Here is a 25,120-nt window from a genome sequence, read left to right on the forward strand (position 1 = left end):
GCTCTCTCAATTGGCCTTGATGCCCGGGTTGAACGCGTTGGTCATCATCTCGGTGACGGGGGCCACCGACTTGATCTGGTCGTATTCCTTGTAGAAGGCCATGGTGTCCTCCCACACCTTGGGGTCCATCCACAGCAGGCCGCGCGCGCGCGTGTCGGCGCTCTGGTTCAGCGGGTTCTGCACCTTCATGCGCCAGGCGAGCTTGTCGGCGCGCTCGATCTGCTGCGGGTAGGCATCGACCAGCTTCACCGCCTCGGCCGGGTGGTCGATGGTGAACTTCAGGCCCCTGGCCACGGCGCGCACCACCTTGCGCACGGTTTCGGGCTTTTCCTTGATCATCCTGCCGCTCGTGAAGAGCGTGTCGCCGTAGGAGGCCACGCCGTGTTTCGAGAAGCGCAGCACTTTCCAGGTCTTGCCCTTCAGGTGCGCGGGCGCGTCGGCCTTGGCGGCTTCCAGTTCGACCTGGTAGGTCTGGTTGTGCAGATGGCCCGTGAAGTAATCGACCTTGCCGACCAGCAAGGGCTCGGCGTTGGCCAGCACGGTCTCGACCTTGACCTTCGACAGATCGAGGTTGTTGCGTTTGGCCAGGGCCTTCAGGAACATCTCACCATCGGCCTGGATGCCCACGCGCTTGCCTTCGAGGTCCTTCGGCGCGGGATCCGGTTCGCCGGGGTTGCCCAGGCCGATGTACACGTAGGGCAGCTCCTGGATCAGCGCGCCGATGGCCACCACATCCACCGGCGACGGCGCCAGGCGCGCCGACATGATGAACGAATGGGCCATGACCCCGAACTGGGCCTGGCCCACGCCCACCGTGGGGATGGGGTTCTTGCCCGGGCCGCCGTCGATGAAGCTGACCTTGATGCCTTCTTCCGCGAAGTAGCCCTTGGCGTCGGCCACCATGAGTGCCGCGTACTGTCCGTTGCGCAGCCACGAGAGCGCGATCCGGATATCTTCGGTCGGGGCCTGCGCGGCGGCGCCGCTCCAGGTGGTCAGACCCATGGCCAGGGCGGCGGCGAGGCGGATGAAGGGGGCGCGCATGGTGGGGCTCCTTGAAGATCGGACAAGACGGGCAGAAAAGAAATGGCCTGGGAGGGTGCGGATCACTTGCCGCCGGTGCGGCTGCGCTCGCTCCAGTTGATGCGCGCGCCGATCACCTGGACCAGCATGTAGATCGCGTAGGACAGCACGGCGGCCAGCAGCGCCACGGCATACACCTGGTCGCCGCGGTACTGGGCCATGGCGCGGTTGATCACGTAGCCCAGGCCTTCGGAGGAAATCATCCATTCGGCGGCCACCGCGACGATGATGCTGCCGCTGCCGGTGATCTCCTGTGCCGCGAGGATGTAGGGCACGGAGTACGGCAGCCGCACCTTGAGGAACACCTTCCACGGACTCACGTCGAGGATGCGCATGCGGTCCAGCACCACGGGGTCGACCGCCGCCAGGCCGCGCAGGGTGTTCACCAGCACGGGGAAGAAGCCGGCGATGGTGACGATCGCCACCTTGGTCCACAGGCCGTCGCCCACCGCGAGCACCAGCACCGAGGCCAGCGCCACATAGGGCACGTTGCGGATGGTGATGGCCGCTGGCATGAGCAGGCGGTTGAACATCGGCAGCGAGGTGAACAGCACCGCCAGGCCGATGCCGACCAGGTTGGCGAACAGGAAACCGATCGCCGCCGCGCGCAGCGTGACCATCAGGTGCTGCGTCACGAACGAGGTTTCCTGGGTCAGCACCGCGAGCACCTGCGTGGGGCGCGGGATCACGAACTCCGGCAGCCCCGAGAACGCGATGGCCAGGTACCACAGGCCGAGGATGGAGATCACGGGCAAGGCGATGCGCGAAGCGATCGTCAGCGCGCGCAGCGCCGCGGTGCGCGCGGCGGCGGCAGGCGGCACCGGCGTGACGGCGGCTGGGGTCACGGTGGTGGTGTTCATGCGGCGGCCCTCCATTGGCCGAACAGCAGGCCGCGGATGCGGTCGGTGAGGTCCACGAATTGCGGATCGGTGCGGAAGGCCGCCGTGCGCGGGCGCGGCGAGGGCACGCGGATGTCGGCCAGGATGCGGCCGGGCGCTGGCGAAAACACGATCACGCGATCGGCCAGCAGCACCGCTTCATCGACGTGGTGGGTGACGAACAGCACGGTCTTGGGGCGCGTGGCGAGCTCGGTGCCGAGCCACAGGCCCAACTCTTCGCGCTTCATTTCGTCCAGCGCGGAGAAGGGCTCGTCCATCAGCAGCACCTCGGGGTCGTGCGCGATGGCCGACGCGAAATTCACGCGCTGCAGCATGCCGCCCGAGAGGTGGTGCGGCATCTTCTCTTCGTGTCCCGCCAGGCCGAAGTCGCGCAGCAGGCCGCGCGCGGGCAGGCCGGCGCGACCGGTCACCTTCTGGGTGAACTCGACGTCCTCGATGGCGCGCTTCCACGGCAGCACCGCGGGCCGCTGCGACACCAGGCCCAGTTGGCGCTGGCGCCGCACGGTGGCGGGCGGCAGGCCGCCGATCCGCACCGAACCGCTGCTGGGCTGGTCCAGGTCCGCCACCAGGCGCAACAGCGTGGTCTTGCCACAGCCCGATGGCCCGACCAGGGCGATGAACTCGCCGGCCGCGATGTCGAGGTCGACCGATTCGAGCGCCACGGTGGGACCGAAGCGGCGTGAAACGTTTCTGAGTTGAATGTCTGCGGACATGATGTCTGGACGTCCCCAAAAGTGGGCGGGTTGTTGGACGTCCAATGTCCAAAGCGAGATCCATGCCATGGAAGCGGCCAGGAGCCGCAAGCCAGAACCTTGCTGGTCAGGCAGCAATCTGTCGGCAGGTGATACCCGGTCAGCGCATCTTCGGTGTGTGAAGCGCCACGTAGGCGGCCAAGCCGATCAGCAAGCCCCAGAAGGCACCACCAATGCCCAGCATCTGGACATTGGCGGCCGCGGCGAGAAACGTGATCAGCGAGGCTTCGCGTGTCTTCGCATCGGCCATCGCGGCGGCCAGGCTGCCGCCAATGGTGCCCAGCAACGCCAGGCCCGCCAGGGTGGCGATGAACGTGGCCGGCAAGGCCATGAAGACGGCCGCCAGCGTCACGCCGAAGACGCCGACCAGGATGTAGAGCACGCCCGCCGCCATGCCGGCGACCCAGCGCTTCGAAGGGTCTTCATGTGACGCCTTGCCCGTGCAGATGGCCGCCGTGATGGCCGCCACGTTGAAGGCATGCGAGCCGAAGGGCGCCATGAGCAGGGACCCCAGGCCGGTGACCGCCACGATGGGGTTGGCGCTCGTGCGGAAACCGTCGTTTCTCAGCACCAACATGCCGGGCATGTACTGCCCCGTGAGCGTGATGAGGAAGAGCGGCAGGGCCAGGCTCAACAGGGCGTGGACGCTGAAGACGGGCTGCGTGAACACGGGGCTCGCCACGCGGAGTTCGAGTCCGCCGAGGTCCACCCGCCCTTGCGCGAGCAGGTAGGCCAGGCCGAGCAGGAGGACGCCCACGATCGCGTAGCGCGCGCTCAGCCGTTTGAGCGTGAGGTACGTGCCGATGAGAAGGCCCGCGAGCCATGGGTCGAGGCTCATGCCTGCGAAGGCGCCGATGCCGAACTGCAGCAGGATGCCCGCCAGCAGGCCCGCGGCGATCCCTGGCGGGATCCACCGGATGAGCTTCTCGAAGCCACCGGTCAGGCCGAGCACCACGAAGGCCGCCGCCGACATCAGGTACGCACCGACCGCCTCCGCGTACGAGGTGGTGGCCAATGCCGTGACCAGGAAGGCGGCCGCTGGCGTGGACCAGGCGGTGATGATGGGCTCGCGGCTGAACCAGCTCAGCAGAACGCCCGTGACGCCCACGCCAATGGAAACGGACCACACCCACGAGGCGGTCATCTCCGGACTCAGGCCGGCGACCTTGGCCGCCTGGAACACCAGGATGAACGTGCCGCCGTAGTTGACGATGACCGAGACGATCCCCGCGACCACGGGGTGGGTGAGATCACGGACGTGAAAGCGAGGGGCGGCGGTTGACATGGTCTGCGGGACATCCTGTGGGCGAAGGCGGGGACACGGTTGAAAGCCTGGTTTTTACGGGGAAATTGGTCGGTTGTGTCCAGCCATTTTTGACACATCTATCAGACCATTTGGGCGATGCCTGAATGGTAGGATCCGGTCGATTGAATCCAAAAACACCACCAGACCAATTGTTCAAGCATGCCCAGCTCGAATCCGTGAAGGCCTGGATCGGTGACCCCGCCCAGCGTGCCTTGCCGCTGCATGCGCGGATTCAGCGCGCCATCCGGCAGCTGATCCTCGATGGGGTCCTGGATGCCGGCAAGCCACTGCCTGCGTCCCGGATGCTGGCGATGTCCCTGGAGGTTTCGCGCGACACCGTGGAGGCCGCTTACGGCCAACTGCACGCCGAGGGCTTCATCGAGCGCCGGGTGGGCAGCGGCAGTTTTGTGTCGGGGCGCGCGCGGAGGTCGCCCAGCCGCCATGCCGCGCGGCGCCCGAGCACGCAGCGGGAAGCCGCGCGCCTGAGTGAACGTGGCGCCGCGATGTTCCGGCAAGGTGGCGTGCGGGAGTTCCTCGGTTCGCGCCCTTTTGCACCTGGCGTGCCGGAGACGCGGTCTTTCCCCATCCAGGTGTGGGAGCGCCTGCAGCGGCAGGTCTTGAAGGAGCACGGCAGCCAGGCCCTGGCCCATGGGCCCGCGCAGGGCGTGGAGTCCTTGAGGCGGGCCATTGCCGACCATGTCAACCTCGAGCGCGGGGCCCATGCGAGCCCTGAGCGTGTGCTGATCCTCACCAGTTCGCAGCAGGCGCTCACCCTGTGCGCGAACGTGCTGCTGGATGCCGGCGACAGGATCTTCGTCGAGGACCCCGTCTACCACGGGGCGCGCAAGGCGTTCGATGCGGCGGGTCTCGAATGCGTTCCCGTTCCCCTGGACGCCCAGGGCATGCGGACCGACCACCTGCAGGCGTCGGGCGTGCCCGGCAAGGCCGTCTTTCTGACGCCCTCTCATCAGTTCCCCACGGGCGCGACGCTGGCGCTGGACCGTCGCCTGGCGGCGATCGAGTGGGCTCGGCGAAACCAGGCGTGGATCCTGGAAGACGACTACGACAGCGAGTTCCACTACGCCGGCAAACCCACGGCCTGCGTCCAGGGGCTGGATGCCCATGAGCGGACCCTCTACATCGGCACCTTCACCAAGTCGCTGTTTCCGGGCCTGCGCATTGGCTACATGGTGCTGCCCGCGCCGCTCGTGGAGCCCATGACCGCCGCGCGCACGCTGTTGGACGGGCACAGCGCCCCGATTCCCCAGCTCACCCTGGCCCGGTTCATGGAAGGCGGGCACTTCGGGGCGCACGTGCGCAGCATGCGAGGGATCTATGCCGGGCGCCGCGACAGGCTGGCCGATCTGCTGGGCCGGCACCTGGCCGGATGGCTGGAGCCTCATGTACCGGCTGGCGGGCTGCAGATGCCTTGTCTGCTGAAAGGCGGGATGCCCGAGCGTGACGTCGTCGATGCGGCTGGCCGCGCGGGCCTGGACCTGCTGGGCCTGAGCGGGCTTTACGTGGGCCGCCAGCAGACCCCGGGTTTCGTGATGGGGTTTGCCGCGCACACCCCGGCGGAACTGGACGCCGCCGTGAAGAAGCTCAGGAAAGTCTTCGAAACATGGGGCCGCTAGCGCAAGGCCCCCGCCGAGGCGCGCGATCGCCATCGAAAAGGAACAGGCAATGAAACCATCGGCCAACGGCCTGCTGACGCAGGTGTCCATCGTCCACCTGATCAGCCACCTGCACATCATGGCGGTGCCCGCCATGCTGCCCTTGCTGCCCGCTGCCATGCAGGTGGGCTTCGTGGAGCTCGGTGTCGCGATTGGCGTGTTCAACGTCGTTTCGGCCGTGGTGCAGGCCCCCCTGGGCTTCCTCGTGGATCGTTGGGGTGCCCGACGGATGTTGATGGCCGCGCTCGTGCTGGGTGCCGCCGCGTTCGCGCTGGTGGCCGCCGTGCCCACCTACCCGGCGCTGCTCGTGGCCATGGCCATCGCGGGCCTGGCGAACGGTGTGTACCACCCCGCCGACTATTCGCTGCTCTCGCGGGGCATCGCGCACGAGCGCATGGGCCGGGCATTCTCGATTCACACCTTCGCCGGGTTCCTGGGGGGCGCGCTGGCGCCGCCCCTCATGGTCGGCGCGGCACTGGCCTGGTCGCCTCGCTGGTCGTTCGCCATCGCGGCCCTGGCCGGCGCCATCGGGTTCGCGGTCCTGCTTCTGGGCGGTCGCGAGCCGGTGGTCCAGGCCAGCGCATCGCCGCGCGCAGCCGAACGGCCGCGAACGGGTTCCGCGATGGCGCCGGTGGCCACCCTCGCGGTGCTCACGCTGCTGTTCACCATGCTCAGCCTGAGCACCGGTGCCATCGAGCGGTTCTCGGTGTCGGCTCTGGTGCAGGGGTTCGATGTCTCGCTCGGCGCGGCCAACCTCGCCTTGACGGTGTTTCTGTTCGCCAGCGCGATCGGGGTGCTCGCCGGTGGGGTGCTGGCCGACCGCACCGCCCGCCATGGCCACGTGGCGGCGGCCGCGTTCGCGATGGCCGCGATGCTGGTGGTGGGGGTCATCCAGGTCCCGCTCTCCGCGCCGGCGCTCGCCGTGGCCTATGGCGCCATCGGGTTCCTGAGCGGCATCGTCGCCCCCTCCCGGGACATGCTGGTTCGCGCGGCCTCACCGGCGGGCGCCGAAGGCAAGACCTTCGGCATCGTGTCCACCGGTTTCAATGTGGGGGGTGTCATCGGCCCGGTTCTGTTTGGCTACCTGCTCGACAAAGGCCTGGCCAGTGGCGTCCTGTGGGCCTCGGTGTGTTTCATGGCGATCACGACGGCCATGGTCCTGTTCCAGGAGCGGAAGGAACCCATCCGTCCCGCGCTGGTCCGGCGCTGACGCCGGTTGCCGCGCGCTGGCGAAAGGTATCAAGCGCACACAAAGATTGAATTGGACGGCCAGGGGGGCCGTTTCTAGACTGCGTGCAGTTTGGAAACGGAACAACCCCTATGCAAATGAATGGCATCGTTGGCTACCTGCTCACCCCTTGCGATGCAAGCGGCCAGGTGGACCACGCTCTCCTGGCTCGACATGTCGAGCGTCTCGTGAACCTGGGGGTGCACGGCCTCGCACCGCTGGGCAGCGTGGGCTGTCTGCCCTACCTGGGTGACGGCGAGCGCGACGCCGTCATCCGCACGACCGTGGCGGCCGCGGCCGGCCGCGTTCCGGTGCTCGCGGGGGTGTCCAGCCTGGGCACCGCCCAGACGATTCGCCATGCCCGGTTCGCGCAGGAGGCCGGGGCCAGCGCCATCCAGGTGCTGCCCAGCACGTACTGGACGCTGACGGAGGCGGAGATCTTCGAGTACTACCGGCAGGTCGCGGAAGCGGTCTCCATCCCGGTGATGGTCTACAACAACCCGTTCACCACCGGCCTGGACCTGCCGGTCGATTTTCTGCGCCGGCTCACGGCCTTGCCGAACGTCTCGCTCATCAAGGAAGCCAGTCCCGACGGGACCAAGATCGCACGCCTGCGGGAGGCCTGTCCCGATCACGTCGGCATCTTCGTCGGCCTGAACCGCATGGCACAGCGGGGATTCCAGGACGGCGCGGCGGGCTGGTGCACGGCCGCGCCCAACGTCTGCGCGTCCTTCATTCTCAACTTCCATCGCTGCATGGCCGCTGGCGATGTCGCCGGCGCCCAGCGCTGGTTCGCCCGCCAGTCCGAGCTGCTGAATTTCCTGATGGACCACGGGCTGCCGCGCACCGTCACGGCCGGGCTCGAGCTCTGCGGTGTGCCGGCGGGGCGGCTGCGTGCGCCCTTGTCCCCTTTGACGCCAGCGCTCCACACGGCGATGAAAGACATTCTTGAAACCATGGAGATCATCTGATGACCCGCATCCTTCGCCGCCTGGCGGCATCTTGCCTGGCCGCTGCCGCGGTCGTGACCACCGCGCACGCGCAGAACTACCCCACTCAGCCGGTTCGCCTGGTGGTGCCTTTCGGTGCGGGCGGTGTCACCGACATCACCGCGCGCGTGTTCGCCGAGGGGCTGTCCCGTGAACTCGGTCAACCGGTCGTGGTGGAGAACCGCGCTGGCGCGGGGGGCGGCATTGCGGCCGGTGTCGTCGCCAAGTCCCGGCCCGATGGGCACACGCTGCTGGTCATCACCAATGGCATGTTCGCGGTCAATCCCCTGATCTATCCCAGCCTGGCCTACGACCCCCGGAAGGACTTCACGTACGTGGCCATGCTGGCGAACACGCCCACCATCCTCGCGGTCCATCCGAACAGTCCGTACGCTTCGCTGCCCGAACTGATGAAAGCCGCGGCGGCCGAGAAGGACAGGCTCAGTTTCTCGACGGCGGGCGAGGGCTCGGACAACTACCAGGTCCTCCAGTTGCTTCAGCAGGCGACGGGCACCCAGCTGCTGCCGGTGCCCTACAAGAGCGGCAGCGAGTCCTTGACGGCGGTGATCACCCGCACGGTGGATGTCACGGCGATTTCGGCGGTGACGGCGGTCAGCTTTGTCGAGTCCAAGCAGATCCGCCCGTTCGCGGTCACCTCCTCCAGGCGCCTGGCCCATCTGCCGGACATCCCGACGGTCAAGGAGGCGCTGGGCAAGAGCGTGGAAGGCGGCTCGCTCTCGGGCGTCGCGGCACCCGCTGGAACCCCCGCGGAGGTGGTGAAGCGGCTCAATGCCGCGATCGCCAAGGTCGCCGCCAGCCCCCTGGTGCAGGAGAAGATCTACTCGAAGGGCAGCGAAGCGGTCGACCCCACGCAGGCCGCTTTCGAAAAACGGGTTCGCGATGAACAGGCGAAGTGGGCCGCGCTGCTGAAGCCGGCGGCCAGGTAGGCGCGAGAGCGCCGCGCGGCTTCAGAAACCGGGTGGCGCTGCCAGCACGTCGCGGGCCGTGTCCACGAACCAGGGCACGGCCGGGTTGATCGATCTGGAGGGCGTCGCCAGGGCCAGGGGGTAGGTCAAGGCCTGGTCTTCAGAGTCGGTCAGCGGCACGAAGCGCACGTGGTCGATGGCGATGCGGCGCGAGGCCTGGGGCACGATGGCAATGCCCAGGCCCGCCGCGATGAGGGGCAGGGTGATCAAGGCATGCGAAGACTCCTGGAGCGCCTTGGGGTGGAAGCCGTCGCGCCGGCACAGGGCCATGACCTCGCCCGCGAAACCCGGGCTGTCGGAATGGGCCAGGGTCACCAGCGTCTCTTCGCCCAATTCGGAGAGCCTGACGGTTTTCCGGTTCGCGACAGGGTGGTGGGACGGGACCGCCAGGACCAGGTGCTGCCGGGGCAGCGCCATCCACTCGATGCCGGGGACACCGGAAGAGGGCGGCACCAGAAAAGCGGCATCGAGTTCGCCCCGTTGCAGCTCACCCAGGATCCCCACGGTGCTGCCACTGCTCAGGTGCAGGCGAACCGAAGGAAAGCTGGCCGCGAAACGGTGCAGCAGGACGGGCAGCAGTTCCAGCGATGCACTGGGGACGGAACACACCCGCAAGCTGCCGATGCGGCCCTGGTCGGCATCGCGCGTGGCCTTGATCGCGGCCTCGGCGCCATCGAGGAGGCGTTGGGCTTCGCCGAGAAAGACGCCACCCGCCATGGTCAGGCGAACGCCCAGGCGATCGCGCTCGAAGAGCTGCACGCCCAGATCGGACTCCAGCCGCTTGATGGCAATGCTCAGAGGGGGCTGCGTCATGTTCAGGCGTTCGGCGGCCTTTCGGTAGTTGAGTTCGGTCGCCAGCACGACGAATTGGCGCAGTTGTCTGAGGTCCATGGGGTGTCTCCACAGTGGATTTTTGTATCCAGTAATTTTTCGCGAGCGTTCCTAGAATGCCGCTTCTTTTTAACAGGAGTCCCTTCATGAGCATTGTTGATTCGACCGTCGTCCCGCTGGTCCACCAGATGCCCCAGTACCGCCGCCCGGAAGACATGGGGTGGGAGATGGGGCGTTTCAAGAACAAGACCAAGTTCCTGTTCCACACGCGGCCCGAGTGCCCGACAGAACCCAATGCCGGCTTCCTGCGCTACGAGCCTGGCGCGGGATTCAAGCTGCACAAACACGATTTCGCGCAGGTCTGGTATGTGATCGAGGGCGAGTTCGACATGGGTGGCAAGTTGTTCGGCCCGGGCACGGTGGTCTTCCACCCGGACCCCCACATCGAAGAGGCGCTCACCACCGAGACCGGCGGCACGATTTTCTTCGTCCAGTACCAGGGGCCCACCAGCGGGGCGCGCCCCGTCTACGAGGGGCGCATGAACATCCAGGGTGATGTCCCGGAACTGACCGCGTCGGATCTCGAGCGCTGAGCACCACAGCAGCGGTCCATTTTCAGAACTCCAAAGAGGCAAAACCGTGTTCATGTCCTTCTTCCAAAAGGTGCTGGTCGGCACCATGCTCGCGATCCACCTGATGGGTCCCACCCACGCTGCCGAGCACTGGCCGACCCGGCCCATCACGCTCGTGGTGCCGTTTGGTGCGGGTGGCATCACCGATGTCACGGCCCGCACGGTCGCGAAGCTGCTTCAGGAAGAGCTCGGGCAGCCCGTCGTGGTGGACAACAAGCCTGGCGCGGGCGGCAACATCGCCGCGGGCAGCGTCGCGCGCGCCAAGGCCGATGGCCACACGCTGATGGTGATGACCAATGGCATGGTGGCGGTCAATCCGCTGATCAACAAGGCGCTCAATCACGACGCCATCAAGGACTTCACCTACATCTCGATGATCGCCAACACGCCCCTGGTGCTGGTGGTGTCCGAGAAGTCGCCCATCCGCGATCTGCGCTCTTTGGTCGCGCTGGCCAGGCAGCAGCGCGAAGGTGTCGCGTTCGCGAGTTCAGGACTGGGGACGTCGATCCACCAGGTGCTCGCGTCGCTGCAGCAGGCCACCGACAGCACCTTCCTGCACGTGCCCTACAAGAGTGGGGCGGAAGCCGCCAATGCCTTGCTGTCGGAGGCGGTGCAGGTCACGGCGGTCGAGACGGTGGTGGTGGGGCCCTTTGTCGAGTCGGGCAGGATGCGCCCGCTGGGCGTCACCTCGAGCCAGCGCGTGCCGAGACTGCCGAACATCCCGACCGTCGCCGAGCAGCTCGGCGCGGAGTTTGACGTGGGGTCCATTTCCGGCGTGGTCGCACCCGTTGGCACCCCCCCGGCGATCGTCAAGAGGCTGGAGGAGGCCATGACCAAGGTGCTCAGGAGCGAAGGCATGCAGGTGCTGTTCATGCAGGGCAGCCAGCCCATGCCGGCGGGCGCCGAAGCCTTTCAGACGCGCATGCGCAAGGAGGTGGCCAAATGGAAGGACGTTTTCGGCGTTCGCTGACGAGGCGGGAGCGTGCGGATGGATGAGCGAGCGCCTGGCGAGACGGACCGGTTGCAGCAGCTGGTCGAGTCGATCGCGGCGAAGATCTTCAACGGCACCTATGCGCCAGGACAGAAGCTCCGGCAGGAGACCCTGGCGGAGGAGTACGACGTCAGCCGCACGCCGGTGAGAGAGGCGCTTCGGCAGCTCGAGATCAAGGGGCTGGTCGTCCAGCAAAGGCGCTATGGCGCCACGGTGCTTGCCCCCACCACCAAGGACATCGGCGCCAACTACTGGTTGCGCGGGGAGCTCGAGGGGATGGCGACGGAGCTGGCGGCCCGATGGATATCGGACGCCGACCTGCATCGGTTGCAGATCGTCCATGCCGAATGCGTGGCGTCGGTTCGAGCCCTCCATGAGACGGTCAACGCCGCGGGCGGTGCGCCCTGTCCGACGGCGGCCGAGCCCATGCGCCACTGGGTGGTCAAGAACCAGGCGTTTCATGCGCTGATCTACAGCGCCTGCGGCAATGCCTCGCTGGAACGCAGCATCCGCGATCTGCATCTGGACTACACCCGAAACATCCTCAACATGACCGTGTTGGGCATGCACGAGTCCCGGATGCGAAAGAACATCGAGCACCACGCCGCCATCGTCGAGGCCTTGGTGGCGAGAGACGCACTGGCTTCCAGAGACGCGATGCGGACCCACATCCAGGCGTCCGGGGCGTTCGTCGTGGACTGGCTGGAGAAGCGGCCCGCCCCCCCGCGATCGCGCACAGGCCGGCGCTTCTGAGGCGCCGACGATCGCCGGTGCCTCAGGGCTCGCGCGGGCAACCGCTGCCGGGCCTGCCGTCCAGGTGGGGCATCAGCACCGGCGCCATGGAGCGCAGGATCTGCACCGGCAGGCCGGAGGTGAAGCGGTAGCCGGCCGCGTCCGGTCCGATCACATAGGCTGTCACGCTGCCGAAGTGCCGTGGTCCCAGGTAGAACACGAAGGTGGCCGTGCGGTTCAGGGCCACGCCACCGCGCCGGTTCACCACCACGCGGTTGTCGCCGGTGCCGGTCTTGCCTCCGGGCGACAGGTCTTCTCCCGAAGCCGACTGAAAACTGCCCGAGAGCCGGCGGGCGGTGCCGGCTTCCACCACTTCCGACAAGGCCTTCTTCAAGGCCTGGGCCACCTCGGGCGCCATGACGCGCTCACCTTCCGCCGGGGTGGGCCGCAGCGCGGTTTCCCACGGCGTGCCTTGCGCGAAACGCAGGTCGGCGATGCGCAGCGTGGGCCGGCGCACCCCGCCGTTGACGATGATGCCCATCAGCTCGGCCAGGGCGGCGGGCCGGTCCCCGGAGCTGCCCAGGGCCGTGGCCAGCGACGGCACCAGATGGCCGAAGGGGTAGCCCAGCCGGGTCCAGCGGCGGTGGATTTCCAGGAAGGCTTCCACCTCCAGCATGGTGTGGATGCGGGCATCCTGCGCGTCCTTCGCGCGCGTGCGGAACAGCCAGCGGTAGACCGCCTGGCGCTCGGCGGCGCTGGCGGCGACCGCCTCGTCCAGCGTGGCCCGAGGGTGTTGCCGGCGGTAGGCCACCAGCCAGAGTTCCAGCGGGTGCACGCGGGCCACGTAGCCCCGGTCCGGCAGGTCGAGGGCGTCGAGCGCGAAGCGCTCGTACAGCTGCGCCACGCGGGGCGCCTCGGGTGCCTTGTCGCCCAGGCGGGCCGAGAGGAAGGCGCCCAGGGCTTCGGGCGATGCCGTGGGCTCCAGGTAGCGGAACACCGCGGTCAGCCGGTCGGCGCCGGGGCGCAGGCCGTCGAGCAGCATGTCGCTCAACTCGGTCGGTGTGCGGTTGTCGGTCTTGCGCCAGAAGCGGCGCAGGAAGGCCTGGCCTTCGCGGTCGGCGAAGAGGGCCAGGTAGGTGTCGCGGCGCGGATCGAGGTGGTCCTCCAGCAGCCGCGCGGTGTCGCCGGGCCCCTGGTACATGGTGTGGCGCACGATCTCGCGCAGCAGGCGCACGAAGGGCAGGTTGATGGAGGCCTGCATGGCCTCGCGCAGGCTGGGTTGTCGCGCGTCGTCCTTCTTGTTGAAGTTGTTGAAGCTGTGCAGGCCGCCGCCGGTGAAGAACTGCTCGTGCGGGCTGGCGGAGAAGCGCCGGTCCATCGCCGCTTCCAGCATCGCGCTCAGGCCGTGGTCGTTCGGGCCCGACAGGTAGTCCACCGCCCAGCGGCTCAGGCTGTCCTGCGGGCTGACCTCGGTGGCTTTCAGCGCGGCGGGCTCCAGCGGCGCGAGCCGGGCGTGCAGCTCGGCGACCAGCTCCAGGTAGGTCGCCAGCACCCGCAGCTTGGCGGTGGAGCCCAGCTCCAGCTTGCTGCCTTCGTTGATGTCCAGCGGCTGCTGCGTCGTGTCGGTCTGCACCCGCACCAGGTTGCCTTGCGGCGTGCTTTCCAGCAGGGTGAAGCTGTAACGCACCTCGCCCAGGGTGTCGGGCTGCAGCAGGCGCTCGCCCATCAGCTCCTGCGAGCGGGCGAAGGCCGGCTCGGTCAGGCGCCCGAGGTAGGTGCTGACCGCGTCCTGCAGCTGGCCGTTCAGCGTGGTGCTGGCCTGGGCGTCGAGCCGGTCCAGGCTGTAGAGCGAGGTGCCGAGCAGGCCGGCCAGCCGGGTGCGCACGGCGGTCGTGCCCTTGCTCGCCGCGGCGGGCAGCAGCGGCGGGTTCTTGGCCATGTCGCGGAACACCAGCTTCTGCCGCAGGGCGGCGTCGCGCCAGGCGGCGTCGATGATGCCGGCCTCGGTCAGCAGGCGCAGGTGGGCGTCGGTGGCGCGGTCGAGTTCCTGGCGGCCCTGCGCGAGGTACCACGAGGGCCGGCGGTGGGCGATCATCAGCGCCACCGCCTGGCGCAGGACGCGGCCACGGGCCGCGCCGTCGCCAGGGGCCGAGAGCGCGGCCATGGCGCGATCGAAGTCGGTGCCGAACCACACCCACAGGCCGTCGCCCAGGCCATGCACCTCGCCATGGCGGGGCGCCGCCGACAGCGGCACCGTGTTGAGGTAGTCCAGCACGAGCTGGCGGCGCACCGGCAGCGTGTCGGTGCCTTGCTGGTAGGCCCGCACCGAGGCCGAGGCCATCTGCCGCAGTTTCTCGCGCGCGTCGTGCGTGATGCCGCCGGGCGAATGGCGGTACTTCTCGATCTGCGTGGCCAGCGTGCTGCCACCGTGCGCGTCGATGTCGGGATCGATGTGGCTGCCCAGCTGCGCGAGCACCGCGCGCGTGAATCGCAGCCAGTCCACCGCCGGGTTCATCTGCGGGCGCTCGGGGTCGAGCAGGTCGCGGTTCTCGATGAAGAGCAGGGCCTGCACCACCACCGCGGGCACGCTCTCGAAGCTCTCGAAGCGCCGGTAGGGGTAACGGAAGGCGTGCAGCGATTCCCGGCTGCAGTCGAACACGGTCAGGCCGGTGTGGGTCTTCTCCGCGTAGGGGGCGAACCAGCCGCGCTCCAGGTGGGTTCGCAGGGCATCGTCCTGGCGCGACTGCTCCGCGATCTCGAAGCCGCGCTCCTGCAGGCGGGTGGTGAAGGCCGGAAGGCTGGTGTAACCCATGCGTTCGTCGAACGGGCCGTGCGTGGGGAACCGGATGGGGTCGGCCGGACCGGGGGCGACGTGGGAATTCAGGGTGGCCGCATAGCCGTGCAGTTCCCGCGCTTGCCAGTGCGAGGTCTGCATCTCCCGGCGCAGCAGCAGCGCGGCCACCGCGCCCAGGATCAGGAGGACCAGCAGGAGCACCCGCCACCGCAGGCGAAAGCCGGGTGGGCGCTGGTACCCGGGTGGGTCACCGGCGTGGCCCTTGTTGGGCGCTGCCTCCATCTGTGGTTCGACCATGCTGTGTTCCATTGGCTTCAAAGCCCCTGTGCGGATCCTGTGCGTGTGTGGACCGTGCCCAGGGTCATCTTGCACCTGCGCGGGTGCGCTGTCGGGCAGACCGGACCGGCGGCGACGCCACCGCGACGGGGACGGGTGCGGTGTGATGGCTGTCACGCCTGCGGGGTGCGGTGCGCTCGGCGGCGACCTGGCGAACCAGTCGCCAGGCCAGCTCCGCCGGGGGGGTCAAGGTCCGGTGGGCGCGGCGCACCAGCGCGATGTGCCGGTCGATGCGGGGCAGCAGCGGGCGCATCACCAGGCCCTGCAGCCCCGCGGGCGGCAAGGCCAGCATGGGCACGACCGAGATGCCCAGGCCGGCGTCCAGCATGCGGAAGATGGTGGTGACGTGGCCCACTTCCTGCGCCACGGAGGCCTCCACGCCGTGCAGGCGCAAGGCCTCGTCGATCAGGCCCCGGCTGCCGGAGGCGTGGTCCAGCAGCACCAGCGATTCGCCGGCCAGATCCGCCCATTTCGCGCCTCGGCGCCGGGCCAGGCGGTGTGAAGGCGGGCAGACGAGGCAGAAGGGCTCGGACAGGATGGTCTCGGCCTGCAGGTCGTCGCGCGCGCCTGTGTCGATCACCACACCGAAGTCCACCTCACCCGCGAGCACGCTGGCCAGGGCATCGTGCTGGATGCGATCCAGCAGCAGCAGGTCCAGCCCCGGGTGTTCGCTGCGGCAGCGCGCGATGCATTCGGGCAGCAGGTTGGCCGACAAGGTCGGGCTGCTGGCCACGCGAACCCGGCCATGGCGCTGCGTGGCCTGGCCTCGCGACTCCTGCAGCACGGCATCCAGGTCTTCCAGCACGCGTTCGAGTTGCACGGCCAGGCTGCGGCCGGCATCGGTCAGCACCACCTCGCGCGTGGTGCGGTCGAGCAGCTTGAGCCCGAGGTGCTGTTCCAGTTCGGTCACGCAGCGGCTGACCGCGGGTTGGGACAGGCCGATGTGGGTGCCCGCCCGCGTGAAGCTGCCCTGCGAGGCGACGGCCTTGAAGACCCGCAACTGCCGCAAGCTGACATTCATTTGATATTGGTATCAATGGATCCGATAAATTCATTTTACTGTCGTCGGCGGCTGCGGTTCAATGGCCGTCCCACCGATTGACACGCGCGACGCCGCGCGCCCCTGCCATGGCCCGTTCCCGGCTGCTGCCCGACAACTTCACGCTGTACCTCGTTGCGACCGTCGTTCTGGCCAGCCTGTTGCCGGCCCGAGGCGGGTTCGCCCAGGCGCTGAGCTGGGCCACCACGGTGGCGGTGAGCCTGCTTTTCTTTCTGCACGGAGCGAAGCTCTCGCGAGCGGCCATCTGGGCGGGCATCGGGCACTGGCGCCTGCAGCTGATGGTGGTGTCCACCACCTTCGTGCTGTTTCCCTTGCTCGGCTGGGTGCTGGCGCCGCTGTTGCGGCCGCTGGTGACGCCCCACCTCTACATGGGCATCCTGTACTTGTGCGCGCTGCCCGCCACGGTCCAGTCGGCGATCGCGTTCGCCTCCATGGCGCGCGGCAACATTCCCGCGGCCGTCTGCAGCGCCTCGGCCTCGACCTTGCTGGGCGTGGTTCTCACGCCCCTCGTGCTCGGTCTGCTGCTGACGCACAACGCCGCCATGGGCGATCCCTTGCAGGCCGTGGGCCGCATCAGCGTGCAACTCCTGCTGCCCTTCATTGCCGGCCATCTGATGCGGCCCTGGGTGTCGGGTTTCCTGCAGCGCCGCGCCTCCATCATGAAAGTGGTGGACCAGGGCTCCATCCTGCTGGTGGTGTACGCGGCGTTCAGCCACGCCGTCATCGCCGGGTTGTGGTCGCAACTGCCGCTGACGGCCCTGCTGGGCCTGCTGGCCGTGTGCGCGGTGCTGCTGGCGCTGGTGCTCACGCTCACGGTCTGGGGCAGCCGCCGGCTGGGCTTCTCGAAGGAAGACGAGATCGCCATCGTCTTCTGCGGATCGACCAAGAGCCTGATCAGCGGCGTGCCCATGGCCAACGTGCTGTTTGCCGCGCCCGTGGCGGGCGCGATCGTGTTGCCGCTGATGGTGTTTCACCAGATGCAGCTGATGGTGTGCGGGGTGATGGCGCAGCGGTATGCGCGCCGGCAGGGCGATCAGGCCACGGCGGTCGAGGGTGCACAACCCTCCCTTTGAACAGATCAGCCCGTTCCATCTCCGAGCAGGCGGCGCACTTCCTTCAGCTGGTCCACAAGACGCCGCGTGCCGATTGGTAGCGCGCCTCAGGGGTTCAACCCAAAGGGGGATAGCCACACCGCTGCGGCCACAGGTTGTCGAACGCATGGACCGATGCGCTTGCGTAGAGGCCCGCCTGGGTGAACGGCTCGTTGCGCTGCCAGCGCATCGCTTCCTCGCGACTCTCGAAGTCGATGGCCAGCAGGCTGCCCACCATGGCGGCACCCTCGTCACTTGTCAGGGGGCCCGCAAATGCGATGCGATCGGCCACCTGGGCCAGGTACGCCTTGTGCGATGGCCGCATCGCCTCACGAAGCGCCGCAGCGCCGGGCCGATCCAGCAAGTGAAAAACAAAAATCATGATCGCCTTCTGCTTGTGGACCGCCGTCTTCTTTATCCGCCGTACCGGGATTCGATGTTCGACCAGCGATCGAACCCGACGATCGTCTTGTACTCCTCGAACCCAACGCCGGTGCCCACCAGCCTCAGCTCGCCGCTGCGGATGTCGGCAAGGCTTTCCTGCATGACGCGCACGCTGCGCATCAAGAGCGAAATGCCGTAGATGACGATGCGGAACCCGAGATCTTCCAGTTCCTGCGGGCGCAGGATCGGGGTGCGCCCCCCTTCGAGCATGTTGGCCATCAGGGGCACGCCTGCCAGGCGTCGGCCAATGAGCGCGAGTTCTTCCACCGACTCGGGGGCTTCGATGAACAGGCCGTCGGCACCCGCCTGGGCGTAGCGTTCGCCGCGTCGCAAGGCCTCGTCCATGCCGTAGACCTCGCGGGCATCGGTGCGGGCAATGATGAAGGTGCGGGGGTCGCGGCGTTGCTCCGCGGCGGCGCGGATGCGGCGCTCCATTTCCTCGCAGGGCAGGAGCTCCTTGCCGGCGATGTGGCCACACCGCTTGGGAGAGACCTGGTCTTCAAAGAACAGGGCCTGGGCGCCCATCTTCTCGTAGGTGTGCACCGCATGAACCACGTTCTTGACGTCGCCGTAGCCGTTGTCGACGTCCACCAGCACGGGCAGGTCGGACACCGCGAGGATGTCGCGCACGCCCGCACCGATTTCCCCCAGCGTGGCCAGGCCGATGTCGGGCAGGCCGAATCGAGCGCCGACCAGGGGGAAACCGCCAATGAAGTAGGCTTTGAAGCCCGCCTGCTGGATGAGCAGGGCGGAGATCGCATCGTGGGCTCCGGGGAGCACCAGCGGGCGTTCGCTGGCGACCAGATCGCGGAAGTGGAGGGGCATGGACGTGCTTGGTGTGGTCATGGCTTGAGCGGTACCTTCTTTTTCACTGTTCGATCTTGATGTTGCCCGTGGTGATGACCTTGGCCCATCGGCTGCCATCATCCCGAACGAGCTTCTCCAGGTCCTGCGGCGTGCCGCCCAAAGCCTCGGCGCCCTGGCGTTCAAACTGGGCTCGCAGGTCGGGGTCGCGCAGCGCCGCGTTGATGTGGCGATTGAGCTCCGCCACGATCTTCGGGGGGATCCCCGCCGGCCCCATGAGCGCGAACCACGTCGTGCCGTCGAAACCCGCGAATCCCGCCTCACGCATCGTCGGCAGATCGGGGGCCAACGGCGATCGTTCCGGGCTGCCGATGGCCAAGGCCTTGATCTTGCCGGCCTGCGCCTGGGGCAGGGCCCAGACGATGCTGTCGAAGGTGAAGTCGATCTGTCCGCTGTTGAGCTCGGGCAGGGCTTGAATGCCGGTCTTGTAGGGAATGTGCCGAGCGCGGATGCCCGCGCGCTGGACAAAGTCCGCCGCGATGAGGTGCGTGACGGTGCCACTCCCGCTGGACGAGTAGGTCAGTCCGCCTTCGCGGGAGGCCGCCAGTTGCGCCAGATCCTTGACGGTGGCGACCTTGAGTGCAGGACTGACCATGAGCACGTTGGGCGCCGAGGCGATGCGCGCGATCGCGGTGAAGTCCTTGATCGCGTCGTAGGGCAGCGGGCGCAGGTGGGGCAGCACCGCATGGGTGCTGCTTGTCGCCAGCAGGAACGTGGTGCCATCGGGCGCGGCCTTGGACACGGCCTGTGCGCCGATGGCGCCGGCCGCGCCCGCGCGGTTTTCAATGACGACGGTCTGTCCGACGAGCCCACCCAGCTTCTCTGCCAGGATGCGGGCGAGCGCATCGGTGCTGCCGCCCGCGCCGAACGGCACCACGATGCGAATGGGGCGATCGGGCCAATCGGCGGCCTGCGCGTGGCCACCCAGCAGTGCGCACAGCACGGCTGTGCAGAACACGGTGGCCAGGCTGCGCCTGCCTTTCGCCGCCGCTGGCGATGGAGGGTGGGTCTTGCGGTTCATGGCTGCTTGTCTCCAGGATGGGTGTTGGTCTGATATTCATGCGCACCATGAATAGACCTTCTTCAGAAGGTGCAGCCAATGTAGATATTTCGGAGAATACGGTCCAATGATGCTTTTCCATCTTCATCAATGAATGGAATGCATAATGGATTCATGGACCTTCGACGGCTCGATCTCAACCTGTTGGTGGTATTCGATGCGGTGCTCAGCGAACGCAGCGTCTCGCGCGCGGCGGACCGCCTGGCATTGACCCAACCGGCGGTGAGCCATGCGCTGACGCGTTTGCGCCAGGCCTGCGGCGACCAGATCGTTGTCCGGCGCGGGCACGCCATGGTGCCCACGCCCAAGGCCGTGGCCTTGCAGCAGGAAGTCCGGGCGATTCTGGTGCGGGCTCAGCGGGTGTTTGCGATGTCCAGCGCATTCGATCCCGCGCGCTCCCGGCGGCACTATCAGATCGGTTGCTCGGACCACGCCGCCGTCGCGATCCTCGAACCTGTGCTTGGCCGCATCCTTGCGCAGGCGCCTTTCGTGCGCATTCAACTGACGCACGTGGGGCGAACGCACGCGGCGGACATGATCCGATCCGGGGCGCTGGATCTGGCATTGGGTGTGCTCAACAGCGCCGACGATGCCATCGCCGTGAAGACCCTGAGGGAGGTTCCCTATGTCTGCGTCGCGCGCGCGGGCCATCCCGCCTTCAAACGCCGACTCACCTTGGATCGGTATCTGGCGGCGGAGCACTTGCAGGTGCTGGTGCAGCCCGGGTCCTTCGGGGTCATCGACCAGACGCTGAGCCGCTTGGGGCAGGAGCGGAACATTCGGCTTGTCGCCGCTCATTTCGAGGCGGCACTGCGCCTGCTTCCATCGACCGACTTGATCCTGACCGTGCCGAAAGACCTCATCGCACGGCAGGAAGCGCGTTGGTCCCTGCAGGCCGTGCCATTCGCCTTGGAGCCCTTCCGGCATCAGATCGCGATGGGCCGGTCGTTCGCCGATGATCCTGGCACGTCTTGGTTGATCGACATGCTGTCTGCCTGAGTCTTCGGTCTCGCTGCGCCGATGTTCGTGTTGGGGGGCCGACCAGGCCGACCTGAGCGGTGGGATGCGGCGCCGTTCAACCGTTGCTGTCGGCCTGCTGGCCGTGCGGTCGCGCGGTCACCGCGCCCACCAGCGGCGGGGCCTCGCGCGACACGCCATGGGTGACCTGCTTGGCGAGCTGCTCGGCGATTCGGTGCCGCGAAGAGAACGTGTCGCCTTTTCGGGGCCGGTACCAGACCGTGATCCAGTTCAGCGAACCCAGAATGCCCTTGGAGGCCAGCGAGGGCTCCACGGCCGCAAGACTTCCGGCCGCGATGCCTTCCCGAAGCACGTTCTCGAACAGGTGCTCGTAGGCATCGCGCATCGCAACGACTTCCTTCAGAGCCTCCCTCTCCGAAGCGCTGGTCGTGGTGGACTGGTGAAGCTCCACGCCCTGGACGGTGACCCGCTGGTAGTGCAAGTGCTCCATCATCACCATCGCATGCCGATAGGACATGCTTTGCAGCTTCTGGACAGGGTCCAGCGACTGGTCCTGCACCACCGGCAACTGCGCGCGCAGGTTCAGCACCATCGCACGTTTGTGCACGGCAAAGAACAGGTCGGCCTTGCTGCGGTAGTGGTAGTAGACGCTGCCCTTCGTGGCACCGATCTGGGCCGCGATGACATCGATGGACGCGGCCGCAAATCCGAAGTTCGTGAAGGCCCTCGCCGCCGCATCGAGAAGGGCCAGTTGCGTCGCCGGCATCGACTCGTAGTCGGTATCCACCCAACCCATGATGTTGTCCGGAAGTTCCACGAAATGCCCTCTCTCCACGCGCGCAGGATCGTCGATCCTACTACGGGCGCGGACAGCATCAGGCCTGGTCGAACGGGTCGGCATCGGGCTCCAGCGTCGTGCTTCCCAGAGGGGGCGTCCCCTTGCGAATGCTCCCTGGCGTGTCGGAGAGCTTGATCGGAATGCCGGGACCGACATAGTCGGGTTGGCGAACCACCATCTGCCGGTACTGGGCGTGCTCGGAGGCCGCAACGCTGGCGATGTCCAGAATCGGGGCGGCCGGCACGCCGTCCGCCAGCAACCGCTTGCCGAACTCGTCACCATCCACCTTGGAAAAAGCCCGGGACAACGCCACTTCGAGCGCCTCGCGGTTCTCGACCCGCAGCGTGTTCGTCGCGAAACGCGGGTCCGTGGGCAGGTGGGGCGTCTGCAGATGCGTGCACAGCTTCGCGAACAGCCGGTCGTTCGCCACGGCGATGAACAGGGGGTAGGAGGCCGTCTTGTACACGTTGTAGGGCACGATATTGGCGTGCCGGTTGCCCGTTGGGCCCGGCACCTTGCCCGAATGGAGGTAGTTGCTCAGGAAGGGGTGCGCCACCGACACCGCGCAGTCGTAGAGACTGACGTCCGCCATCTGGCCCCGGCCCGTCCGGGCGCGGGCCTGCAGGGCCAGCAAGACCGCCATCGCCGCATTCATGCCGGTGGTGAGGTCGACGACGGGCACGCCGATGCGCACCGGCTCAGCGCCTTGGTCGCCATTGATCGAGAGCAGCCCCGCCATCGCCTGCACGGCGGCGTCGTAGCCTGGCAGCCCGCCGTAGGGTCCGGTATCGCCGAAGCCCGTGATGCGGCAGTGGATCAGGCGCGGGTAGCGCTCGGTGAACCATTGGACGTTGGGAATGCCCCAGGATTGCAGCGTGCTGAGCTTGAAGTTCTCGAGCAGGACGTCGGCCGTCTCCAACATGGCGTAGAGGCGATCCCGTTCCTCCGCCTTTCCCAGGTCCAGCACGACGCTGCGCTTGTTGCGGTTGACGGCGTTGAAGTAGGCCGAGTGCCCGTTGACAAAGGGAGGGCCGAAACCGCGGCACTCGTCGCCTTCCGGACTCTCGATCTTGAGCACGTCCGCGCCGTGGTCCCCCAGGATCTGCCCCGCAAAAGGGCCGGCGAGCACGCGCGCCGCATCGACCACCTTCAGTCCCGCCAGCGCGCCCAATCCGGGTTGCGAAGTGTTCTCGGTGTGTGTCGTCATTCCTGGATGCTCCAGCGCAGCTCGTGCCCGCCATGGATTTCCTGGTGCGCGAAACCCAGGGAGAGCCGGCGGTTGTGGGCTTGCAAGGCCCCTTCGAAAAGGCCATTCCAGGCGAGGTCCAGGCCGGGGTCCCACTCGGCCACCCCTTCGCGGAATGCCCAGCCTTGCTGCCTCACCTCCCAGCCACCGCCGGTGCGGGTCAGATCGGCGCTGTCACCGTGAGCGAGCGCGATCGACTGGAGGAAGCGGCCAAAGCCAGCGGCGTCCGTCCCGAAGTCCTCGCCGAGCCGGCGCGAGGTCGCGTGGTAGAACTGCATGCCGATCATCTTGGCCGCCAATCGAAGGCGCGAAGAGGCCTCGTCGGGTCCCCACAAGGCGAGCGCGGTGGGGAACGCGGAGCGCACGTACTCCATCGCGTAGTTGCGATGCGCTTTGTCCAGGCGTTCTTGGGGCCAGGTCTGGGTCGGCAGCTTCGGCGCCTTCTGGGGATCGAAGTCCGGTGCATCCTCGTGCCGGGCGAAGCGCAGCCGCTCGTGCGGCGCCAGGTCGCGGTCGTACTCGAAGTAGTAGCCCTCGAGGCCCGATTGGCCATCGACCGTCTGTTTGGTGCACACGAAACCCAGGCGCGGGTTGTTCAACATGGTGCCGTTCTGGGCGTGCCAGCCCAGGAGCATCGCCCTGGAGACTTCGGGCGGAATGCCGCACAGCGCGGTGTCCGCCCAGATCCACCGCGGCGCGGCGTACCGGATCCAGGCCTTGCGTTCGGTCTCGGGCATGAACTCCACGGAGACGCCGCCGATGTGGTTCGAGAGGTAGTGGTACTGCGCGGCAGCGACGGCGGGCGGCAGCTGGTCGATGCCGAGCTTCTTCAGCCCTGGCAGAAACCGCTCACGCCGTTGGCGGCAGAAAATCTCATGGACCAGCTCCTCCGCTTTGGCCGTGCCAAGTCGAGACACGGCGAAAAGCACGATGCCCGTGAAGTAGGCGTGATAGAGCTCAGCGACGGCGCGCCATGCACCGGACTGCTCTGTGATGGAAGGGTCGTGCGGCATCTTCGAGGTGGATTTCATCGTTGCGTCAGGAGTGGGAAGCCGAGGCTTCGCGCTTGATCGCCCGGGCGATCACCAGCCGTTGGATCTCCGAGGTGCCCTCGTAGATTTCCGTGATTCGCTGGTCACGATAGCAGCGCTCGACCACATTCGGCTTCACGTAGCCTCGACCGGCCAGCACGGACATCGACGTGTCGCAGATCTCGTGGGAAGCCTCCGTGGAGAAGAGCTTGGCCATGGCGCCGAGCGCACTGACGTCCTTGCCCGCGTCGTAGGCCTTCGCGGCTTCGAAAACCATCATGCGCGCGGCAGAGAAGCTTGTCGCCGCGTCGGCCATCATGAAACCAACGCCCTGGTGGTCGATGATCGACTTGCCGAAGGTCTTGCGCGACGCCGCGAACTCGGCGGCCGCCCGGTAGCTGCACAGGGCGATGCCGAGCGCCTGCGCCGCGACGACGATCCGTCCGACATTGAGCGTGGACAGCGCGAGCTTCAACCCTTGCCCTTCCTCGCCGACCATGCTCTCTTGTGGCACCCAGACGTCCACCTTCAGGTTCGTCGTCGTCGTGCCGCGAATGCCCATCTTGTCTTCGTAGAAGTCGACGACCGCGCCCGCCGTTGACCGGGGCACCCAGAACGCCGTGATGTTGTTCCGCGCACCTTCTTCGCCCGTGCGGGCAAACACGATGAAGTGCGTCGAGTGCCCACCATTCCCGAGCCAGCACTTTTCACCCCGGATGCGCCAGCCGTCACCTTCACGGACGGCCGTGGTCACGACCGCCGCCGCGTCCGATCCGGCGCCACGCTCGCTCAACGCGAAGTTGACCGCCTCCCCCTTGCGGGCCAGCCCCCCGAGCAATGCCTGCTTCTGCGTTTCGTTGCCGCCAAGGAGCACCGGGAAGGCGCCAAGAGACAGCGCCGCCATGATCGCCGCGGTCGACCCGCAGCCAGCACCAATGGCCTCCACCACGGCGACCAGCGACACGAGAGACGCGCCACCACCCCCATAGGCCTTGGGCAGAAACATGCCCGAGATGCCGGACTCCCGCAGCGGGTCCAGGTGCTCGATCGGATAGCGCTGCTCGCGATCGATGGCATCGGCGGCCGGCGCGAAGTGCTTCGCGGTGAGTTCCTGCGCGAGACCCTGCCAACGCAGCGACTCATCCTCCAGCGGCATTTCCCATAAGACCGACATCTGTTTCTCCGTGTTTTGAGGCGCCGTGCGCCGATGAATACTGATTGGTATCTTACGGCTTCATCGATTCCTATGCAATGGGTCTATGTAGCAATGCACCTATTG

23 protein-coding genes are annotated in these 25,120 nt (G+C 67.4%); 9 read left to right on the forward strand and 14 right to left on the reverse strand.

Translation table 11 applies throughout. The annotated features are described in order from the left end of the window. Window positions 1–6: 6 nt before the first annotated feature. The 4 genes from AC1Q9M_RS07270 to AC1Q9M_RS07285 all read right to left on the reverse strand — a co-directional run bounded on the left by AC1Q9M_RS07270 (window position 7) and on the right by AC1Q9M_RS07285 (window position 4,016). A complete protein-coding gene (locus tag AC1Q9M_RS07270) occupies window positions 7–1,041 on the reverse strand; it encodes an ABC transporter substrate-binding protein (RefSeq protein ID WP_492433078.1) in 1,035 nt (344 codons plus the stop codon). 62 nt (window positions 1,042–1,103) lie between these two features. Next, window positions 1,104–1,940 carry an ABC transporter permease gene (locus tag AC1Q9M_RS07275; protein ID WP_382323461.1) on the reverse strand — a complete coding sequence of 279 codons (837 nt, stop codon included), beginning with the start codon at window positions 1,938–1,940 and terminating at the stop codon, window positions 1,104–1,106. Further along, window positions 1,937–2,692, reverse strand: a complete 756-nt coding sequence (locus AC1Q9M_RS07280; RefSeq protein ID WP_382160977.1) for an ABC transporter ATP-binding protein — start codon at window positions 2,690–2,692, stop codon at window positions 1,937–1,939. Before AC1Q9M_RS07280 ends, AC1Q9M_RS07275 begins: the two co-directional genes overlap by 4 nt. Before the next feature lie 139 nt (window positions 2,693–2,831). Then, a complete protein-coding gene (locus AC1Q9M_RS07285; RefSeq protein WP_492433081.1) occupies window positions 2,832–4,016 on the reverse strand; it encodes a benzoate/H(+) symporter BenE family transporter in 1,185 nt (394 codons plus the stop codon). A gap of 170 nt (window positions 4,017–4,186) precedes the next feature. On the opposite strand from AC1Q9M_RS07285, the gene pdxR reads away from it, so the two are divergent. The 4 genes from pdxR to AC1Q9M_RS07305 all read left to right on the forward strand — a co-directional run bounded on the left by pdxR (window position 4,187) and on the right by AC1Q9M_RS07305 (window position 8,874). After that, window positions 4,187–5,671: a MocR-like pyridoxine biosynthesis transcription factor PdxR gene (gene pdxR, locus AC1Q9M_RS07290; RefSeq protein ID WP_382323462.1), complete on the forward strand. Its 1,485-nt coding sequence runs from the start codon at window positions 4,187–4,189 to the stop codon at window positions 5,669–5,671. Between the two features lie 49 nt (window positions 5,672–5,720). Beyond that, complete coding sequence (locus AC1Q9M_RS07295) at window positions 5,721–6,920, forward strand: MFS transporter (RefSeq protein ID WP_492433083.1); 1,200 nt, start codon at window positions 5,721–5,723, stop codon at window positions 6,918–6,920. Window positions 6,921–7,036: 116 nt separating this feature from the next. Continuing rightward, window positions 7,037–7,909, forward strand: coding sequence for a dihydrodipicolinate synthase family protein (locus AC1Q9M_RS07300; RefSeq protein ID WP_382323464.1), 873 nt, complete (start codon window positions 7,037–7,039; stop codon window positions 7,907–7,909). Next, the gene (locus AC1Q9M_RS07305) at window positions 7,909–8,874 is read left to right on the forward strand and encodes a tripartite tricarboxylate transporter substrate binding protein (RefSeq protein ID WP_492433086.1); all 966 of its coding nucleotides are present in this window, start codon (window positions 7,909–7,911) and stop codon (window positions 8,872–8,874) included. Before AC1Q9M_RS07300 ends, AC1Q9M_RS07305 begins: the two co-directional genes overlap by 1 nt. Window positions 8,875–8,895: 21 nt before the next feature. On the opposite strand, the gene AC1Q9M_RS07310 is transcribed toward AC1Q9M_RS07305, so the two are convergent. Then, a complete protein-coding gene (locus AC1Q9M_RS07310; RefSeq protein ID WP_382323466.1) occupies window positions 8,896–9,804 on the reverse strand; it encodes a LysR family transcriptional regulator in 909 nt (302 codons plus the stop codon). A gap of 86 nt (window positions 9,805–9,890) precedes the next feature. Between AC1Q9M_RS07310 and AC1Q9M_RS07315 the strand changes: the two genes are divergently transcribed. From AC1Q9M_RS07315 to AC1Q9M_RS07325, 3 genes are read left to right on the forward strand one after another with little or no spacing between them, the layout of a single operon-like run. Further along, complete coding sequence (locus tag AC1Q9M_RS07315) at window positions 9,891–10,337, forward strand: cupin domain-containing protein (RefSeq protein WP_382323467.1); 447 nt, start codon at window positions 9,891–9,893, stop codon at window positions 10,335–10,337. 52 nt (window positions 10,338–10,389) lie between these two features. Beyond that, entirely contained in the window at window positions 10,390–11,346 is a 957-nt protein-coding gene (locus tag AC1Q9M_RS07320) for a Bug family tripartite tricarboxylate transporter substrate binding protein (protein WP_492433400.1), read from the forward strand. A gap of 51 nt (window positions 11,347–11,397) precedes the next feature. Beyond that, window positions 11,398–12,120 carry a GntR family transcriptional regulator gene (locus tag AC1Q9M_RS07325; RefSeq protein ID WP_492433089.1) on the forward strand — a complete coding sequence of 241 codons (723 nt, stop codon included), beginning with the start codon at window positions 11,398–11,400 and terminating at the stop codon, window positions 12,118–12,120. 22 nt (window positions 12,121–12,142) lie between these two features. On the opposite strand, the gene AC1Q9M_RS07330 is transcribed toward AC1Q9M_RS07325, so the two are convergent. Both AC1Q9M_RS07330 and AC1Q9M_RS07335 read right to left on the reverse strand, forming a co-directional pair. After that, window positions 12,143–15,190, reverse strand: a complete 3,048-nt coding sequence (locus tag AC1Q9M_RS07330) for a transglycosylase domain-containing protein (protein WP_492433091.1) — start codon at window positions 15,188–15,190, stop codon at window positions 12,143–12,145. 64 nt (window positions 15,191–15,254) lie between these two features. Continuing rightward, entirely contained in the window at window positions 15,255–16,250 is a 996-nt protein-coding gene (locus tag AC1Q9M_RS07335; protein WP_382323471.1) for a LysR family transcriptional regulator, read from the reverse strand. A 107-nt stretch (window positions 16,251–16,357) separates the two neighbouring features. On the opposite strand from AC1Q9M_RS07335, the gene AC1Q9M_RS07340 reads away from it, so the two are divergent. Next, entirely contained in the window at window positions 16,358–17,362 is a 1,005-nt protein-coding gene (locus AC1Q9M_RS07340; RefSeq protein WP_492433093.1) for a bile acid:sodium symporter family protein, read from the forward strand. Between the two features lie 94 nt (window positions 17,363–17,456). Here the strand turns inward: AC1Q9M_RS07340 and AC1Q9M_RS07345 are convergent, their stop codons facing one another. From AC1Q9M_RS07345 to AC1Q9M_RS07355, 3 genes are read right to left on the reverse strand one after another with little or no spacing between them, the layout of a single operon-like run. Continuing rightward, window positions 17,457–17,762, reverse strand: a complete 306-nt coding sequence (locus AC1Q9M_RS07345; protein ID WP_382325486.1) for a YciI family protein — start codon at window positions 17,760–17,762, stop codon at window positions 17,457–17,459. Between the two features lie 32 nt (window positions 17,763–17,794). Then, entirely contained in the window at window positions 17,795–18,649 is an 855-nt protein-coding gene (locus tag AC1Q9M_RS07350) for an isocitrate lyase/PEP mutase family protein (RefSeq protein ID WP_444688348.1), read from the reverse strand. Window positions 18,650–18,692: 43 nt separating this feature from the next. Continuing rightward, entirely contained in the window at window positions 18,693–19,709 is a 1,017-nt protein-coding gene (locus AC1Q9M_RS07355; protein ID WP_444688347.1) for a Bug family tripartite tricarboxylate transporter substrate binding protein, read from the reverse strand. 153 nt (window positions 19,710–19,862) lie between these two features. Between AC1Q9M_RS07355 and AC1Q9M_RS07360 the strand changes: the two genes are divergently transcribed. Beyond that, window positions 19,863–20,747, forward strand: coding sequence for a LysR family transcriptional regulator (locus AC1Q9M_RS07360; protein WP_382323489.1), 885 nt, complete (start codon window positions 19,863–19,865; stop codon window positions 20,745–20,747). Window positions 20,748–20,823: 76 nt separating this feature from the next. Here AC1Q9M_RS07360 and AC1Q9M_RS07365 read toward each other — a convergent pair whose 3' ends face one another. The 4 genes from AC1Q9M_RS07365 to AC1Q9M_RS07380 form a co-directional block, all read right to left on the reverse strand. Further along, window positions 20,824–21,522 carry a TetR/AcrR family transcriptional regulator gene (locus AC1Q9M_RS07365; RefSeq protein WP_382325488.1) on the reverse strand — a complete coding sequence of 233 codons (699 nt, stop codon included), beginning with the start codon at window positions 21,520–21,522 and terminating at the stop codon, window positions 20,824–20,826. A gap of 79 nt (window positions 21,523–21,601) precedes the next feature. Then, entirely contained in the window at window positions 21,602–22,771 is a 1,170-nt protein-coding gene (locus AC1Q9M_RS07370) for a CaiB/BaiF CoA transferase family protein (RefSeq protein WP_382327247.1), read from the reverse strand. Further along, window positions 22,768–23,841 carry a hypothetical protein gene (locus tag AC1Q9M_RS07375; RefSeq protein WP_382160781.1) on the reverse strand — a complete coding sequence of 358 codons (1,074 nt, stop codon included), beginning with the start codon at window positions 23,839–23,841 and terminating at the stop codon, window positions 22,768–22,770. The genes AC1Q9M_RS07370 and AC1Q9M_RS07375 overlap by 4 nt, the downstream gene beginning before the upstream one ends. A gap of 7 nt (window positions 23,842–23,848) precedes the next feature. Further along, window positions 23,849–25,015 (reverse strand): acyl-CoA dehydrogenase family protein, encoded by a 1,167-nt coding sequence (locus tag AC1Q9M_RS07380; RefSeq protein ID WP_382323490.1) that lies wholly within the window; start codon window positions 25,013–25,015, stop codon window positions 23,849–23,851. Between the last annotated feature and the right edge of the window lie 105 nt (window positions 25,016–25,120).

It is taken from the genome of Hydrogenophaga sp. GW823-FHT04C09 (assembly GCF_058796355.1).

Bases quoted from the DNA above. Each gene is read 5' to 3' on its own strand.
- AC1Q9M_RS07310 (WP_382323466.1), bottom strand. From the start codon at position 9,804: ATGGACCTCAGACAACTGCGCCAATTCGTCGTGCTGGCGACCGAACTC.
- AC1Q9M_RS07365 (WP_382325488.1), bottom strand. From the start codon at position 21,522: ATGGGTTGGGTGGATACCGACTACGAGTCGATGCCGGCGACGCAACTG.
- AC1Q9M_RS07360 (WP_382323489.1), top strand. From the start codon at position 19,863: ATGGACCTTCGACGGCTCGATCTCAACCTGTTGGTGGTATTCGATGCG.
- AC1Q9M_RS07285 (WP_492433081.1), bottom strand. From the start codon at position 4,016: ATGTCAACCGCCGCCCCTCGCTTTCACGTCCGTGATCTCACCCACCCC.
- AC1Q9M_RS07305 (WP_492433086.1), top strand. From the start codon at position 7,909: ATGACCCGCATCCTTCGCCGCCTGGCGGCATCTTGCCTGGCCGCTGCC.
- AC1Q9M_RS07345 (WP_382325486.1), bottom strand. From the start codon at position 17,762: ATGATTTTTGTTTTTCACTTGCTGGATCGGCCCGGCGCTGCGGCGCTT.
- AC1Q9M_RS07375 (WP_382160781.1), bottom strand. From the start codon at position 23,841: ATGAAATCCACCTCGAAGATGCCGCACGACCCTTCCATCACAGAGCAG.
- AC1Q9M_RS07320 (WP_492433400.1), top strand. From the start codon at position 10,390: ATGTCCTTCTTCCAAAAGGTGCTGGTCGGCACCATGCTCGCGATCCAC.
- AC1Q9M_RS07280 (WP_382160977.1), bottom strand. From the start codon at position 2,692: ATGTCCGCAGACATTCAACTCAGAAACGTTTCACGCCGCTTCGGTCCC.
- AC1Q9M_RS07355 (WP_444688347.1), bottom strand. From the start codon at position 19,709: ATGAACCGCAAGACCCACCCTCCATCGCCAGCGGCGGCGAAAGGCAGG.
- AC1Q9M_RS07330 (WP_492433091.1), bottom strand. From the start codon at position 15,190: ATGGTCGAACCACAGATGGAGGCAGCGCCCAACAAGGGCCACGCCGGT.
- AC1Q9M_RS07340 (WP_492433093.1), top strand. From the start codon at position 16,358: ATGGCCCGTTCCCGGCTGCTGCCCGACAACTTCACGCTGTACCTCGTT.
- AC1Q9M_RS07270 (WP_492433078.1), bottom strand. From the start codon at position 1,041: ATGCGCGCCCCCTTCATCCGCCTCGCCGCCGCCCTGGCCATGGGTCTG.
- AC1Q9M_RS07335 (WP_382323471.1), bottom strand. From the start codon at position 16,250: ATGAATGTCAGCTTGCGGCAGTTGCGGGTCTTCAAGGCCGTCGCCTCG.
- AC1Q9M_RS07315 (WP_382323467.1), top strand. From the start codon at position 9,891: ATGAGCATTGTTGATTCGACCGTCGTCCCGCTGGTCCACCAGATGCCC.
- AC1Q9M_RS07300 (WP_382323464.1), top strand. From the start codon at position 7,037: ATGAATGGCATCGTTGGCTACCTGCTCACCCCTTGCGATGCAAGCGGC.
- AC1Q9M_RS07295 (WP_492433083.1), top strand. From the start codon at position 5,721: ATGAAACCATCGGCCAACGGCCTGCTGACGCAGGTGTCCATCGTCCAC.
- AC1Q9M_RS07275 (WP_382323461.1), bottom strand. From the start codon at position 1,940: ATGAACACCACCACCGTGACCCCAGCCGCCGTCACGCCGGTGCCGCCT.
- AC1Q9M_RS07370 (WP_382327247.1), bottom strand. From the start codon at position 22,771: ATGACGACACACACCGAGAACACTTCGCAACCCGGATTGGGCGCGCTG.
- AC1Q9M_RS07350 (WP_444688348.1), bottom strand. From the start codon at position 18,649: ATGCCCCTCCACTTCCGCGATCTGGTCGCCAGCGAACGCCCGCTGGTG.
- AC1Q9M_RS07380 (WP_382323490.1), bottom strand. From the start codon at position 25,015: ATGTCGGTCTTATGGGAAATGCCGCTGGAGGATGAGTCGCTGCGTTGG.